Origin of the sequence: Streptococcus sp. HF-100, assembly GCF_015594635.1 — a bacterium.
Lineage (GTDB): Bacteria > Bacillota > Bacilli > Lactobacillales > Streptococcaceae > Streptococcus > Streptococcus vaginalis.
The window spans coordinates 365,536-380,729 of record NZ_JADNQV010000001.1 but is presented as its reverse complement, the minus strand read 5'-3'; the positions used below and the strand labels follow the sequence as shown (position 1 = coordinate 380,729).

Genomic DNA, 15,194 nt, shown 5'->3' with positions numbered 1-15,194 from the left:
TATGTCAGAAGAAAATAAAGAACTACAAGCACAAGATTATGATGCCAGTCAAATTCAGGTTTTAGAAGGTTTGGAAGCTGTCCGAATGCGTCCAGGGATGTATATTGGCTCAACTTCAAAAGAAGGACTGCATCATCTTGTTTGGGAAATTGTAGATAACTCAATTGATGAGGCATTAGCTGGTTTTGCAACACATATTCAAGTATTTATTGAGAAAGATAATTCGATTACCGTTGTTGATGACGGTCGTGGAATCCCCGTGGATATTCAAGAAAAAACAGGTCGTCCTGCTGTGGAAACGGTCTTTACCATTCTTCACGCTGGAGGAAAGTTCGGCGGTGGCGGGTACAAGGTATCTGGAGGTTTGCATGGTGTCGGATCTTCCGTTGTTAATGCTCTTTCTACTCAGCTTGATGTTCGGGTTTACAAGAACGGTCAGATTCATTTTCAAGAATACCGTCGCGGGCACGTCGTAGCGGATCTGGAGATTATCGGCGAGACTGATCGCACAGGAACAACTGTTCATTTTACACCAGACCCAGAAATCTTCACAGAAACGGTTGAATTTGATTTTGAAAAATTAAATAAACGGGTGCAAGAACTAGCATTTTTGAATCGTGGTCTGCGAATTTCTATTACCGATAAACGCGAAGGCTTAGAACAAACAAAAGATTACCACTATGAAGGTGGGATTGCCAGCTACGTCCAGTATATCAATGAAAATAAAGATGTTATCTTTGAAAATCCAATTTATACAGACGGAGAAATGGATGATATTACTGTTGAAGTAGCTATGCAGTATACAACAGGCTATCACGAAACTGTCATGAGTTTTGCTAACAACATCCACACTCATGAAGGTGGGACTCACGAACAAGGCTTCCGTACAGCGCTCACACGTGTCATCAATGACTATGCCAAGAAAAATAAACTTTTGAAAGAAAATGAAGACAACCTGACTGGTGAAGATGTCCGTGAAGGATTAACAGCTGTTATCTCTGTAAAACATCCTAACCCACAGTTTGAAGGACAAACAAAGACGAAGCTTGGAAATAGTGAAGTTGTTAAAATTACCAATCGTCTCTTTAGCGAGGCCTTTTCGGATTTCCTTTTGGAAAATCCTGCGGTTGCTAAGAAAATCGTTGAAAAGGGAATTTTGGCGTCCAAGGCTCGGATTGCAGCTAAACGTGCACGTGAAGTGACCCGCAAGAAATCAGGTCTTGAAATTTCAAATCTACCTGGTAAATTGGCAGATTGCTCTTCTAATGATCCGCATGAAACAGAATTGTTTATCGTGGAAGGAGATTCGGCAGGTGGTTCAGCCAAGTCTGGTCGAAATCGGGAGTTTCAGGCTATTTTGCCAATTCGTGGTAAGATTTTAAATGTTGAAAAAGCCAGCATGGATAAAATTTTAGCCAATGAAGAAATTCGTAGTCTCTTTACCGCAATGGGAACAGGCTTTGGAGCGGATTTTGATGTGAGCAAGGCTCGCTATCAAAAATTAGTCATTATGACCGATGCCGATGTTGATGGTGCGCATATCCGAACCCTTCTTTTGACATTGATTTATCGTTATATGAAGCCTGTTTTAGAAGCGGGGTATGTCTATATTGCTCAACCGCCTATTTATGGTGTGAAAGTCGGCAGTGAAGTGAAAGAATACATCCAGCCCGGAGCCAATCAAGAAGAAGAGCTACAGTTGGCATTGGAGCGTTATTCTGAAGGGCGTTCTAAACCAAGTATTCAACGTTACAAAGGCTTGGGAGAAATGGACGACCACCAACTTTGGGAAACAACGATGAACCCAGAACATCGCTTAATGGCGCGTGTCTCAGTAGATGATGCAGCAGAAGCGGATAAGATTTTTGATATGCTAATGGGGGACCGTGTAGAACCTCGTCGTGAATTTATCGAAGAGAACGCCGTATATAGTACATTGGACGTTTAAAAAAATCTGAAAAAATTCACATTTACCAAGAAAATTATGATATAATAATCATGATTATTTTCAAGTAATATTTTGAAGGAGTTTTACATGTCTAACGGACTAATCATACTAATCATAGTGATAGCAGTTCTCTTGATTGTTGCTTACATAACTGCTGTCTTATTAAGAAAAAGAAATGATGCTTTACTTGCTAAGTTAGAAGATCGCAAAGAAGAACTTTATAATCTTCCTGTAAATGATGAAGTAGAAGCGGTTAAAAACATGCATTTGATTGGACAAAGTCAAGTGGCTTTTCGTGAATGGAATCAAAAATGGGTTGACCTTTCTTTAAATTCTTTTGCAGACATCGAAAACAACCTCTTTGAAACAGAAGGTTACAATAATTCGTTTCGGTTTCTAAAAGCAAAGCATGGTATTGATAAAATCGAGAGCCAAATTGACTTGATTGAAGAAGATATTACTGCTATTCGCAATGCACTTGCTGAATTAGAAAAGCAAGAATCTAAAAATAGTGGTCGTGTCTTGCATGCTTTGGATTTATTTGAAAAGTTGCAAGTGTCTGTGGCAAATGATACAGAAAGTTATGGCTCAGCACTTCCTGAGATTGAAAAACAATTAGAGAAAATTCAATCTGAATTCTCTCAATTTGTAACCTTGAATTCATCGGGAGACCCTGTTGAAGCAGCAGAAATTTTAGATAAAACAGAAGATCATATCCTTGCTTTAACGCATATTGTGGAAAAAATCCCAGAGCTTGTATCAGAATTAGATCAAAAGTTACCAGAACAGTTGGAAGATTTGGAGTCTGGTCATCGCAAATTACTGGAATCCGGTTATCACTTTATTGAAACTGATATTGAATCTCGCTTCCAACAGCTGCATACTAGTTTGAAACGTAACAGTGAAAACATTGCTAGTTTGGAATTAGACAATGCACAATATGAAAATACGCAAATCCAAGAAGAAATGGATGCTTTATATGACATGTTTAACCGTGAAATCAAGTCACATAAAGTAGTTGTCAAATTAGTCAATAGTTTACCAGGTTATTTAGGTCATACAAAAGAAAACAATCAAAATCTTTTGACAGAGATTGCTCGCCTTTCAAAATTGTATCTCTTGACAGAAAGCGATACAAATCATGTTCGCCGACTTCAAAGTGAACTTTCTAGCTTGGATGATGTTGTTTTAGAAGCAATTGAAGATTCTTCAGAAAGAAAACAGGCTTATTCTGTTCTTCAAGAAAACCTTGAAACCATTCAAAAACGAGTCAAAGAAATTGAAGATGAACAATTAGTACTGAGTGAAAAATTGGCTAAAATTGAAAAAGATGATGCCAATGCTCGACAAAAAGTTACTATTTATATAAACAAATTGCACACGATTAAGCGTTATATGGAAAAACGCAATTTGCCGGGTATTCCACGGAGCTTCCTGACCACTTTCTTTACTGCAAGTGATAACACAGAAGCTTTAGTAGCAGAATTGGAACAATATCGTGTCAATATCGAATCAGTAAACCGTATGCTAGAGATTTTGACAAATGATATGAATGAACTGGAAAATGAGACTTATCGGATTGTTGAAAATGCTACTTTGACAGAGCAATTGTTACAATATTCAAATCGCTATCGTTCATTTGATGAGGGAGTTCAAACTGCTTTCAACCGTGCACTAGAGATTTTTGAAAATGACTTTGATTATCAAGCATCGTTTGAGGAGATCTCGCAAGCATTGGATGTAGTAGAACCCGGTGTAACCAATCGTTTTGTTACATCGTATGAAAAAACACGAGAAAATATCCGATTTTAAACTAAAACAATAAAGAGGCAAGGTTTCATTCCCTTGCCTCTTTTTATTATGTTCTTTTCGTCAGTATCATGATGTTCGGTGTAAAATTGGAGACTAAAGCAGACAGTCATGCTCCCTAATACAATTACTTGCAAACGAATAGAATCTGGGAAGATGACATATAAGACAACAAAAAATCCCAACCATAGGCGATTGGGGTTAGTCTCTTAAGAAGAGATTAATGAGTAAAAGCAACACAAACACCTTCTGGAACAAAGAAATCATGTGATAATTCTGTTAATTTTCCTGTTTCTGTATCACGTTTGAAGACAGTCGCATTGTCTGAGTCTTGATGAGCTGCGATGATATACTGTTGATCTGGTGTAATATTAAAATCACGTGGATTTTTTCCATTAGTTGGTACGAATTCTACAAGTTCAAGTGTTCCGTCTCCTGCTACTTTGTAAATAGCGATTGAATTATGCCCGCGATTGGACCCGTAAAGGAAGCGACCGTCAGCAGATAAGCGAATAGCAGCTGTTCCATTAAATTCTGAAAAGTCATCTGGTAAAGTGGAGATGGTTTGCAGGCGTTCAAATTGACCATCACCATCATAAATTAAAACTTCAATAGTAGAGTTTAATTCACAAATAAGATAAGCAATTTTGTAGTGAGGGTGGAACACAATATGACGTGGGCCAGCGCCGGGTGTCGCATGATAAGTCTCTAATCGATTTAGGCGTCCATAATCACTAATTTCATATGTCACAACTTCATCAGTTCCTAAATCACACGTAACCAGATACTTATCGGGTGTTAAATCTGCAAAATGCACATGAGCAGCAGCTTGGTTTTCATGAGGACCGTAGCCGATATGAACATCAGAATCAACTAATTTAAGGCTACCATTTTCTTGTCGTCTATAAACTAATACTTGTCCTTTATGGTAGTTTGCCCCGTAGACAAGGCTTCTTGCTTCATCTACACTCACATAGCATAGAGGAGCACCTTCGGCCACAACGTGATTGAGCAACTGCCCGGCTTTATTAAAGGCTGCAATGCCTCCCTCACCGTGTTCAGTTCCGACAGAATATAGGTTCTGTTGCTTGTCAAAAGCTAAATAAGTAGGATTTGGCTCTTTTGCAATAAGTGTTAAATTTGCCAGTTCTCCTGTGCTAGTATCAAAATCAGCTTTGTAAATTCCTTCTGAGCTACGACGTGTATAAGTTCCAAAATAAACTGTTTGTGTCATCATTCACCTCGAAATATTTGATACTTTTATTATAACACAAAAATAGATGAAATGGTTTTCACAAATGAAAGCCGCTATCAGTTTTATGATGAAAAAATAGATAAAAAATAGATTCGAGATAGGATGGGAACAGATAACTTTGATACAATAAAAATAGATTTGCGGGTGGTTGTGCTAACAATTATGGTTGTCTGTTTGACTTCTGAAAAATGTTTAGTTTTTTGGAAGAAAGTTTTTATCCTGCATCACGGTTCAATCTTTGTAAGTTCACTATTTTGTTGTATAATAAAAGTAATCTTTACATTGATTAGCAGTCATTTAATTTTATATCTATATTTTAAGGAGTAAGAAATGCATAAGATTTTAGTAGTAGAAGATGACACTACGATTAATCAAGTGATTTGTGAATTTTTGAAAGAAAATCATTATGAGGTGACACCGGTTTTTGACGGGGCAGAAGCCCTACGTGAATTTGAGGAAAAATCGTTTGACCTCATCATTTTGGACGTTATGTTGCCCTCTATGAGCGGTCTGGATGTGTTGAAGGAAATCCGGAAGACGTCGCAGGTACCAGTTATGATGTTAACTGCACTAGATGATGAATATACTCAGCTGGTCAGCTTTAATCACCTTATCAGTGATTATGTTACCAAACCATTTTCGCCACTTATTTTGATGAAACGCATTGAAAATATTTTCCGGAGTACTGTGACAGAATCAGAGATTGTCGTTGGAGACTTACGTGTTTCAATTGACGATTGTACAGTTTATTGGCAAGAAGAGAAAATGTCTCCTACTAAAAAAGAATATGAAATTATCCAAGCTTTAGCTAAAAGAAAAAATCATTTGGTGACTCGGGATCAATTGATGAATACAATTTGGGGTTATAGCGAACTGGATAGTCGTGTATTGGACAATCATGTGAAGAATATTCGCAAAAAAATTCCAGGAATACCTCTTAAAACGATTACTGGTATGGGTTATCAACTTGGAGGAGAAGAAGAGTGAGAATTGCTAAAAAGCATTTTCTTTTGACAGGAACAATAATTTTTATTGTCGTGACAACGGTTTTAACAACACTCTATTTTGTGATGCCTGTTTATTATGAGCAAGTCAAGCATCGAGAAGCTAAAAGTGAGTTCTTTCAGATTGCTCAGCAAGTTCAAGGAAAACCGTCAGATGATATAGGAAAGCTTTTAAGTGACTACAATCGAAAGAATACACGCGTCTGGTTTAGTATATTAGATGCGAAAGGAAAACTTATTTATCCACATATTGATTTAGCTAATGAAAAGGGAGAATTCCAATTAACAATTTTACCTTCTGACATGAGTTTGAATAATCAAACTAAAAGTATGAGCAAGAAGATAAGAACGGCAGAAGGGACCACATTGACCTTACGTGGGGAATATTCGCTCCAACCAATATCGGATGCTACTTACGTGTTGTTAAGTCTTTATCCTTATATCTTATTCTTTTCGTTAACGTTAGGTGGTATAGTGGCTTTTCTTTATAGTCGATTTGCAACCAAACGCATTACAGATATTTCAGAGAGCACGCGAAAAATGGCAACTCTTTCTCCAGATGTGGCTTGTCCTGTCAAAGGGCGAGATGAAATTTCCACTCTCGCTCAAGATATTAACAGTCTGTATAACAATCTTTTGACAAGTATTGAAGCGCTGCGATTGGAAAATGAGAAAGTTGCTGAAAGTGAACGTGAGAAAGCAGAATTTCTACGGATGACTTCTCATGAGCTGAAAACGCCGATTACCAGCATGATGGGAATTGTGGATGGTATGATTTACGGTGTTGGTGACTTCAAAGATAAAGATAAATACCTGCATAAATGTCGTGAAATTTTGGAAGAGCAATCAAAACTTGTACAGTCTATCTTGGCAATTTCTAAGATTGAAATGCGAATAGAAGCTGAAGAAGAGGACTTTTCACTTAATCAGCTCTTGGAGGAAAACTTGAGCAGCTATAAAATGTTAGCTGATGTGAAAGGCTACCAATTTACTGTACAGTTAGAAGAGCTTCAAGTGCATGGCAACAAGACTTATTTGCTGAAAGCTATTAAAAATTTACTAGATAATGCTTTCCATTATACCTTAGCCGGCGGAGAGATTCTTTTAATGATTAAAGACAGTCAGTTAATCATTGAAAATGATGCGGAACATGTGTTGGATGAACAGCAAATCCAGCAAATATTTCAGCCATTTTATCGTCCGGATTACAGTCGTAACCGCAAAGATGGTGGAACAGGTCTGGGACTCTTTATCGTGCAACAGATTTTGGAAAATCATCATTTGCGCTATCGCTTTGAAGCTGTTGATGACAAACGAATGCGGTTTACAATTTTTTTCTCAGATAAAGAAAGCTAAAAGTGGGAATCCGTTCATGAATTGAATGGATGACCGCTTTTTGTGTTTGACTCGGGCGCAAGAAGGAAATTCATAAAGGACTACCCTTTCTTCAAGAATTTTTTAGTGAAAAATGCTACAATGAGATAAATAAAGAAAAGGATATCTGTATGGAACACAAAAAGAAGGATTTCAGCCTATCATGGTTTTTTCGGTGGTTTTTAGACAATAAGGCAATCACTGTTTTTTTGGTGACCTTATTGTTGGGGTTGAATATTTTTGTATTAAGCAAAATTAGTTTTATTTTTATTCCTGTTCTAGAATTTATCGGAGTTATCATGCTGCCGGTGATTTTAGCAGGGCTTTTATATTATCTCTTAAATCCAATTGTAGATTTTATGGAGAAACATAAGATCAATCGTTTGGTCGCGATTACGATTGTCTTTATCTTAATTGCTTTGCTCTCGATTTGGGGATTGGCTGTGGCAATTCCAAGTTTGCAGCATCAGATAGTTAGCTTTGCCAAGAATTTACCAGCTAATTTGCAAAAGTCGAATAAAATAATTCAGGATTTTTTGGAAAATCGAATTTCTGATGATGTCAAGCCTCAATTAGAAGAGATTGTGAATAATTTTTCAGTTCAAGTGACGACTTGGGCAAGTAATTTTTCATCGAAAGCAGTGAATTGGGTAAGCACATTGATTAGTACGGCTTCGCAAGTGATTGTAGCCATTATCATCATGCCTTTTATCCTTTTTTATCTTTTGCGAGATGGAAAAAACTTAAAATCTTATTTGACAAAATTCATGCCAACTAAGTTTCGTGAACCAGTCGGACAAATTTTGACAGATGTCAATACGCAGCTTGCCAATTACGTTCGTGGGCAAGTAACTGTAGCTATTATCGTAGCGATAATGTTCATCATTTTCTTTAAAGTAATCGGGCTTCGCTATGCAGTGACACTTGGGGTGACGGCAGGGATTTTAAATTTGATTCCTTATTTGGGAAGTTTTCTAGCTATGCTGCCGGCTCTTGTTCTGGGGTTAATTGCTGGACCAATTATGCTCTTGAAAGTCATTGTGGTCTTTATTGTAGAGCAAACGATTGAAGGGCGGTTTGTGTCGCCATTAATTCTCGGTAGCCAATTGAACATTCATCCAATCAATGTTCTTTTTGTCCTTTTGACAGCGGGATCTATGTTTGGTATCTGGGGCGTTTTACTGGGAATTCCCGTTTATGCGTCTGCAAAAGTTGTGATTGCTGCTATTTTTAATTGGTATAAGAAAGTCAGCGGCTTGTATGAAGAAGAATTGGTAGATGAAACAGGAGAAGAAATTGAACAACAGTAAGAAAATGGTCGCTTCTTTGCAAAAGCAGGATTTGGCGCATGCCAATAAATATTTTGAAAGAGCTCTAACAAATGATACAGAGGAAGAATTACTTGAATTAGCCGACTACTTAGAAAGTATCGGCTTTTTCCCTCAAGCGAAGCGAATTTATGAAAAATTAGCTCCTCATTATCCAGAAGCCTACATCAGTTTGGCGCAGATTGCTAGTGAAGACGGGCAAGTGGAAGAAGCGTTTGCTTATCTGGAAGAAATTACTTCTGATAGTGACTGGTATGTGACAGCACTCTTGGTCAAAGCTGATCTCTATCAAATGGAAGGCTTGCCAGATGTTGCAAGGGAAAAATTAGCCGAGGCAAAGCAATTGTCTGACGAGCCGTTAGTGACTTTTGGCTTGGCTGAAATAGATTTTGAATTGGGACATTTCAATCAAGCTATTAAAGAGTATGCTAGCTTAGACAATCGCCTGATTTATGAGCAGACGGGTGTTTCTACTTATCAGCGGATTGGTGTTTCCTATGCAAGTTTGGGAAAATTTGAAGTGGCGATTGAGTTTTTGGAAAAATCTTTAGAGATTGAATACGATGATGCTGTAGCCTTTGAATTAGCGACTATTTTATATGACCAGAAAGAATATCAAAAAGCTAATCTATACTTTAAGCAAATTGATACGATTTCACCGGAATTTGAAGGTTATGAGTATGGTTATGCTTTGTCGCTTCATGCAGAACATCAGACAGAAGAAGCATTACGCCTTACGCAGCAGGGTTTGTCGAAAAATCCATTTGATACGCGTCTTTTGTTGCTAGCTTCGCAGCTTTCTTATGAACTTCATGATGAGCAAAAGGCAGAAGATTACCTTTTGAAAGCAAAAGATAATGCGGAAGACTTGGAAGAAATTGCATTGCGTTTGTCTAATCTTTACTTAGAGCAAGAGCGTTTTGATGAAGTTTTGAAATTTGAGGAGCAAGATATAGACAATGTACTGACTAAGTGGAATATTGCGCGTGCCTATCAGGCTTTGGAACAGACAACAGCAGCTTTGGAGCGATATCGACTGTTGCTCTCGGATTTAAAGGAAAATCCAGAATTTTTAGAGCAATATATTTATCTACTTCGTGAAATGGGAGATTTTGAAGAAGCAAAACACCAAGCAGAGCATTATCTTCACTTGGTTCCAGATGATGTGGAGATGCAGGAATTGTACAATAGTTTGTAAAAAGAGTAACAAGCACAATCCTATAAGACGCATGGGAATTATGATATAATGATGAGCGTGATATTCAGGAAGGATGAAGAAAATGACTGAAAAATTTGGTGCGGATTTGATTGTGGATAGTTTAATCAATCACAAGGTGGATTATGTATTTGGAATTCCCGGTGCAAAGATTGACCGTGTGTTTGATACCTTAGAGGACAAAGGCCCACAACTTATCGTTGCTCGTCATGAACAAAATGCTGCTTTTATGGCGCAAGGAATTGGGCGGATTACAGGAGAGCCGGGTGTCGTGATTGCAACGAGTGGACCAGGTGCTTCAAACTTAGCAACGGGCTTGGTTACGGCGACCGCAGAGGGCGACCCAGTGCTGGCTTTGGCTGGTCAGGTCAAACGAGCTGATCTTCTCAAACGTGCACATCAGTCCATGGATAATGCTGCCCTGTTTAAGCCGATTACCAAGTATTCTGTCGAAGTGCAAGATGGCAATACTCTTTCAGAAATTATCGCCAATGCTTATCGTCATGCCAAATCAGGAATGCCGGGGGCAAGTTTTATCTCCATTCCACAGGATGTGGTGGATAGTCAGGTTCATGTGAAAGCAATTAAACCGCTGACGGATCCGCAGCTGGGTTCTAGTTCTGTGGCAGACATTAACTATCTAGCGCAAGCGATTAAAAATGCTGTGTTACCGGTTCTTCTCTTGGGAAATGGCGCTTCAAGTGCCAAAGTGACGGCTTCTATTCGTCAGTTATTGGAGCAAGTACAGTTGCCTGTTGTGGAAACATTCCAAGGGGCTGGGATTGTGTCTCGTGAATTGGAAGAAGCTACGTTCTTTGGACGTGTCGGACTGTTTCGCAATCAGCCGGGTGACATGCTTCTGAAAAAATCTGACCTAGTCATCGCTATCGGTTATGATCCGATTGAGTATGAAGCACGCAACTGGAATGCGGAAATTTCTGCCCGCGTCATTGTGATTGACGTAGAGCCAGCAGAGATTGATACTTACTTCCAACCGGAGCGAGAGCTGATTGGAGATATTGCAAATACTTTGGATTTATTGCTGCCAGCAATAAACGGCTATCAATTACCAGAAGGCTCGCGGGAATATCTGCAAGTGCTGCGAGATAAAATGGACGGTGATGTGAAATTTGACCGCAGCCAAACTGAAAAAGGTCGTCTGCACCCGCTGGATATTGTCGAAGTCTTGCAGGAAAATACGACAGACGACATGACGGTTACTGTAGATGTGGGTACGCATTATATTTGGATGGCGCGTTATTTCAAAAGCTATGAACCACGGCACTTGCTCTTTTCAAATGGGATGCAAACGCTAGGCGTGGCATTGCCTTGGGCAATCTCAGCAGCCTTGGTTCGTCCTAACACCAAGATTATTTCTGTGTCTGGAGACGGTGGCTTCCTCTTTTCGGCTCAGGAGCTAGAGACAGCGGTTCGCCTGCACTTGCCAATTGTTCATCTCATTTGGAACGATGGTCATTATAATATGGTGGAATTCCAAGAAGAAATGAAATATGGTCGTTCATCTGGAGTGGACTTTGGGCCTGTTGATTTTGTTAAATATGCAGAGAGTTTTGGTGCGAAAGGATTCCGAGCAACATCTCCAGCAGAATTAACACAGTTGCTCCAAAAAGCCTTAAAGGAAAATGGACCGGTTATCATTGATGTGCCAGTGGATTACAAGGACAGCAGTACACTAGGAGAAACGATTTTACCAGATGAGTTTTATTAAATTGAAACTGGGAAAGGGTTCAAGACTATTTCAAGAAAGTTCAATTTCTCATTTTCTTGTACGGTTGATGTGCAGTATTAGACAGTAAAAGGCTGGATGTGAGACCTGCTTTTTTCAAGGAAAGATAGTAAAAATTGCCTAGGAGGAGAAATGGAAAAGCTTGTAACATTATTTCACTACAATACTTTGGGGGCTTTGATGGCGGGGCTTTACAAGGGGACGATGACGATTGAAGAATTGCTTCAACATGGTGACTTAGGGATTGGTACTTTAGACTCTATTGACGGAGAGCTGATTGTGCTTGACGGCAAGGCCTATCAAGCCAAGGGGATAGGAGCAAGTCCTGAAGTGATAGAAGTTTCAATGGATATGACGGTTCCTTATGCTGCAGTGGCTTTCCACCGAGCAGAAGTGCGTTTTCGTCAGGACATTGAGCTGAGCGATGAAGCGTTGAAGAAGTGCATAGAGGCTAGTTATGTCGGGGAAAATCTTTTTCACTCAATTAAGATTCATGGTGAATTTAGCAGCATGCATGTGCGCATGGCTCCAAAAACCTCTCCGGGAAAGAAGTTCGCAGAAATCGCAGTTCATCAGCCTGAGTACCAGGTAGAACACATTTCGGGAACAATCGTTGGCTTTTGGACGCCAGAGCTGTTTCACGGTGTCAGCGTAGCTGGTTATCATCTTCATTTTCTATCTGATGCCCACCAATTCGGTGGACATGTCATGGATTTTGTCATGAAAAATGGAGAGGTTGAAATCGGAACGATTGCAGCATTGGAGCAGCGTTTTCCGGTTCAAGACCAAGATTTTCTCGCTGCCAAATTGAATGTGGCGGAGCTAAAAGAAGATATTGAGAAATCTGAATAAAAGGCGGCGGGGTAGGTTTAAGAGACTTACATACACCTTAAATAGTCTGAAATAGAATACAAAGGTTGGAATTCAGTTTCCAACCTTTTTTAGGTCTGTCGCCCCGGTCGACGGAGAGAATGAGACTTGGGTTAGCCTGTCGCCCCGATCGAAGAAGTGAACGAGAATTGGTTTAAGCTGTCATCCACATTGACGACCTGCTTGAGAACTGATTTACTCTGTCCGAAGGTCGGACAGCTTGCCTGAAAAGTAATTCACTCTGTCCGAGGGTCGGATAGCTTGCCTGAAAAGAGATTCATTCTGTCCGAGGGTCAGACAACTTGCCTGAAAAGAGGTTCACTCCGTCTGAGGGTCGGATAGATTGTCAGAAAAGTGCTTCACTCCGTCCGAGGGTCAGATAGTTTGCCTAAGAACTGCTTCACTCCGTCCGAGGGTCAGATAGTTTGCCTGAGAACTGATTCACTTCATCCGAGGGTCGGACAGCCTGCCTGAAAACTGGTTTGCTTCGTCCGAGGGTCGGACAGCTTGCCAGAAAAGTGGTTCACTTCGTCTGAGGGTCGGCCGTACGAAGAGTCGTCAGAAAAAGGTGCCGATTAGCGGACACCTTTACATTTTCATAGATTTGATTTTGGCTTCATCGGGAGTGACCCGCAGGGTCTTTTGTCCAGTATAGGTCACAAAACCGGGCTTGCCACCGGTTGGCTTATTGAGCTTTTTGACTTCAATCATATCCACCTGAACGAGATTGGACAATCTCGCCTTAGAAAAGTATGCTGCCAATTCCGCAGCATCTGTCTTGACCTCATCACTTGGTTGCAGATTGCCTGTGATGACCACATGACTGCCGGGAATATCCTTGGCATGAAACCAAAGTTCCTCTTTTTTAGCCATTTTAAAAGTCAACTCGTCATTTTGCAAGTTGTTTCGACCAACCAAAATAATCGTCTTACCGTCAGTTGCCAAGTATTTTTCTGGTTTCTTTCGTTTTTGAATTTTCTCACGCTGGCGTCGGCGAATAAAACCGGTCTGAATTAACTCTTCTCGAATTTCTGTAATTTCTGTGAGATTAGCTTGCGACAAAGCTGTTTCTACGCTCTCCAAATATTGAATGGTTTCTTTAGTTTCTTCAATCAGTCCCGTTAAATGCTTGACTGCTTCTTTCAGTTTTTGATATTTCTTAAAATAGCGCTGAGCATTTTGGTTAGGGGTCAAAGCTTTATCCAGCACAATAGTAATTTTCTCGCTTGTGTAGTAATTGTCCAGTTCTACTTGGTCTTGATTGTTGGGAACTTGGTGCAAAAAAGTAGTGAGGAGTTCTCCTTTTTGGCGAAATTCTTCAGCATTTTCAGTCGCGACTAATTCCTGCTCTTGTTTTTTTAATTTCTTGCGGTTTTTTTCTAATTCATTCTCCACTCGATGAATCAGTTCACTGGCTTGCTGATTAACACGATCGCGTTCCGCCTTGTCTTGATAGAAGTCGTCTAGCAGCTGCGATAAGCTCGGAAATTCTTTCTGACTATCCGCAAAAAGAATGGGCGCAAAGGATTTAGTTGTCAGATGAGCTTGCGTGGGACTGGCAAAGAAAGCACGGAAGGTTTTTAGTTTGTCGCTCGTTAAGCACTGACTGAGCTCGGTCGCTGTATCGCGCCCCAAGCCTTGAAATAAGTTTTGTAAAGAACGGGCCGACAAATCCTCTGTATGCAGAATTTCAAATAGCTTTTCATCAGAAATGGTAAACGGATTGCGGTTGCCTGTCTGAGGTGGAGCGACATAGGTTGAGCCCGGCAGAATCGTACGGTAACTATTTTGAGAAAAGCCGACATGTTTAATAGCTTCAATAATATTGCCGCTTGCCTTATCCATTAGGATGATATTGCTGTGCTTTCCCATGATTTCGATGATAAGAGTTGCTGCCACGCTATCTCCAATTTCATTTTTGTTGGAGACAGAGATTTCCAAAATTCGGTCATTGTCAATCTGTTCAATGCTTTCAATCGTAGCACCTTGCAGGTATTTCCGCATAACCATGATAAATGTGGTAGGCACTGCTGGATTTTCAAAGGCGGTATGGGTTAGTTGAATGCGACCAAAAACAGGGTGAGCGGATAAGAGTAATTTGTGATTTTGCCGCTTGCTGCGGATTTGCAGCACTAATTCCTGATCAAAAGGTTGGTTGATTTTTTGAATACGACCATATAGCAACTCTTGCCGCAATTCCTCTGTCATATGGTGTAAAAAAAATCCGTCAAAGGACATGTTTTTCTCTCCTTGAATGATACTAAAGAAAATTATAACAAAAAATAGCAAGAAAAGGTTGGAAAATTATTGTCAGAAAAGTTTGACAAAACACTTGACATTTGTTTCAGAAACATCTAAAATAATATCAAATTAGAAAAGTAATAAAATAGTTGTTGGCAGAGAGCTTGTGGTTGGTGAAAACAAGTAGCAGCGTTTTATGAAATTGGGCTAATGGATAGAAGTTGAATTTGAAACGATAAAAATTCGGTGAGCACACCTTACAGTGCAACTTGTTGTTAGACAAGATAGAGATGTGGGAGAAGTCTATTATTTTTCCCATAATTGAGGTGGCACCGCGATTTACGCCCTCACACAGGATGAACTGTGTGTGGGTTTTTCTTTTATTGTTTCATTTCCCTTAAA

At 39.7% G+C, this 15,194-nt stretch carries 10 protein-coding genes and 1 other annotated feature; of the genes, 8 read left to right on the top strand and 2 right to left on the bottom strand.

Annotated features, from left to right (window positions below):
- The first annotated feature begins 1 nt into the window (after nt 1).
- Both gyrB and ezrA read left to right on the top strand, forming a co-directional pair.
- Nucleotides 2-1,948, top strand: a complete 1,947-nt coding sequence (gene gyrB, locus IYQ23_RS01785; protein WP_003025329.1) for a DNA topoisomerase (ATP-hydrolyzing) subunit B — start codon at nt 2-4, stop codon at nt 1,946-1,948.
- 87 nt (nt 1,949-2,035) lie between these two features.
- Nucleotides 2,036-3,760 (top strand): septation ring formation regulator EzrA, encoded by a 1,725-nt coding sequence (gene ezrA / locus IYQ23_RS01780; protein WP_117644647.1) that lies wholly within the window; start codon nt 2,036-2,038, stop codon nt 3,758-3,760.
- A gap of 217 nt (nt 3,761-3,977) precedes the next feature.
- Here ezrA and IYQ23_RS01775 read toward each other — a convergent pair whose 3' ends face one another.
- On the bottom strand, nt 3,978-4,991 hold the full coding sequence (locus IYQ23_RS01775) for a lactonase family protein (RefSeq protein WP_195673899.1): 1,014 nt from the start codon (nt 4,989-4,991) through the stop codon (nt 3,978-3,980).
- 351 nt (nt 4,992-5,342) lie between these two features.
- On the opposite strand from IYQ23_RS01775, the gene IYQ23_RS01770 reads away from it, so the two are divergent.
- The 6 genes from IYQ23_RS01770 to budA all read left to right on the top strand — a co-directional run bounded on the left by IYQ23_RS01770 (nt 5,343) and on the right by budA (nt 12,533).
- Nucleotides 5,343-5,999: a response regulator transcription factor gene (locus IYQ23_RS01770; protein ID WP_003025323.1), complete on the top strand. Its 657-nt coding sequence runs from the start codon at nt 5,343-5,345 to the stop codon at nt 5,997-5,999.
- Nucleotides 5,996-7,372, top strand: coding sequence for a sensor histidine kinase (locus IYQ23_RS01765; RefSeq protein WP_003025321.1), 1,377 nt, complete (start codon nt 5,996-5,998; stop codon nt 7,370-7,372). The genes IYQ23_RS01770 and IYQ23_RS01765 overlap by 4 nt, the downstream gene beginning before the upstream one ends.
- Nucleotides 7,373-7,521: 149 nt before the next feature.
- A complete protein-coding gene (locus IYQ23_RS01760; RefSeq protein ID WP_195673898.1) occupies nt 7,522-8,700 on the top strand; it encodes an AI-2E family transporter in 1,179 nt (392 codons plus the stop codon).
- Entirely contained in the window at nt 8,687-9,916 is a 1,230-nt protein-coding gene (locus IYQ23_RS01755; RefSeq protein WP_195673950.1) for a tetratricopeptide repeat protein, read from the top strand. Before IYQ23_RS01760 ends, IYQ23_RS01755 begins: the two co-directional genes overlap by 14 nt.
- An 82-nt stretch (nt 9,917-9,998) precedes the next feature.
- Nucleotides 9,999-11,663 (top strand): acetolactate synthase AlsS, encoded by a 1,665-nt coding sequence (gene alsS / locus IYQ23_RS01750; protein ID WP_080553204.1) that lies wholly within the window; start codon nt 9,999-10,001, stop codon nt 11,661-11,663.
- Between the two features lie 150 nt (nt 11,664-11,813).
- Nucleotides 11,814-12,533, top strand: coding sequence for an acetolactate decarboxylase (gene budA / locus IYQ23_RS01745; RefSeq protein WP_070496619.1), 720 nt, complete (start codon nt 11,814-11,816; stop codon nt 12,531-12,533).
- Nucleotides 12,534-13,139: 606 nt separating this feature from the next.
- On the opposite strand, the gene fbp62 is transcribed toward budA, so the two are convergent.
- Nucleotides 13,140-14,789 carry an Rqc2 family fibronectin-binding protein Fbp62 gene (gene fbp62 / locus IYQ23_RS01740; protein ID WP_195673897.1) on the bottom strand — a complete coding sequence of 550 codons (1,650 nt, stop codon included), beginning with the start codon at nt 14,787-14,789 and terminating at the stop codon, nt 13,140-13,142.
- 118 nt (nt 14,790-14,907) lie between these two features.
- Nucleotides 14,908-15,144 (top strand) — a binding site (T-box leader).
- The last annotated feature ends 50 nt before the right edge of the window (nt 15,145-15,194 follow it).

Coding starts and splice junctions, on each gene's coding strand:
- gyrB (WP_003025329.1), top strand. CDS start 2: ATGTCAGAAGAAAATAAAGAACTACAAGCACAAGATTATGATGCCAGT.
- ezrA (WP_117644647.1), top strand. CDS start 2,036: ATGTCTAACGGACTAATCATACTAATCATAGTGATAGCAGTTCTCTTG.
- IYQ23_RS01775 (WP_195673899.1), bottom strand. CDS start 4,991: ATGACACAAACAGTTTATTTTGGAACTTATACACGTCGTAGCTCAGAA.
- IYQ23_RS01770 (WP_003025323.1), top strand. CDS start 5,343: ATGCATAAGATTTTAGTAGTAGAAGATGACACTACGATTAATCAAGTG.
- IYQ23_RS01760 (WP_195673898.1), top strand. CDS start 7,522: ATGGAACACAAAAAGAAGGATTTCAGCCTATCATGGTTTTTTCGGTGG.
- alsS (WP_080553204.1), top strand. CDS start 9,999: ATGACTGAAAAATTTGGTGCGGATTTGATTGTGGATAGTTTAATCAAT.
- budA (WP_070496619.1), top strand. CDS start 11,814: ATGGAAAAGCTTGTAACATTATTTCACTACAATACTTTGGGGGCTTTG.
- fbp62 (WP_195673897.1), bottom strand. CDS start 14,789: ATGTCCTTTGACGGATTTTTTTTACACCATATGACAGAGGAATTGCGG.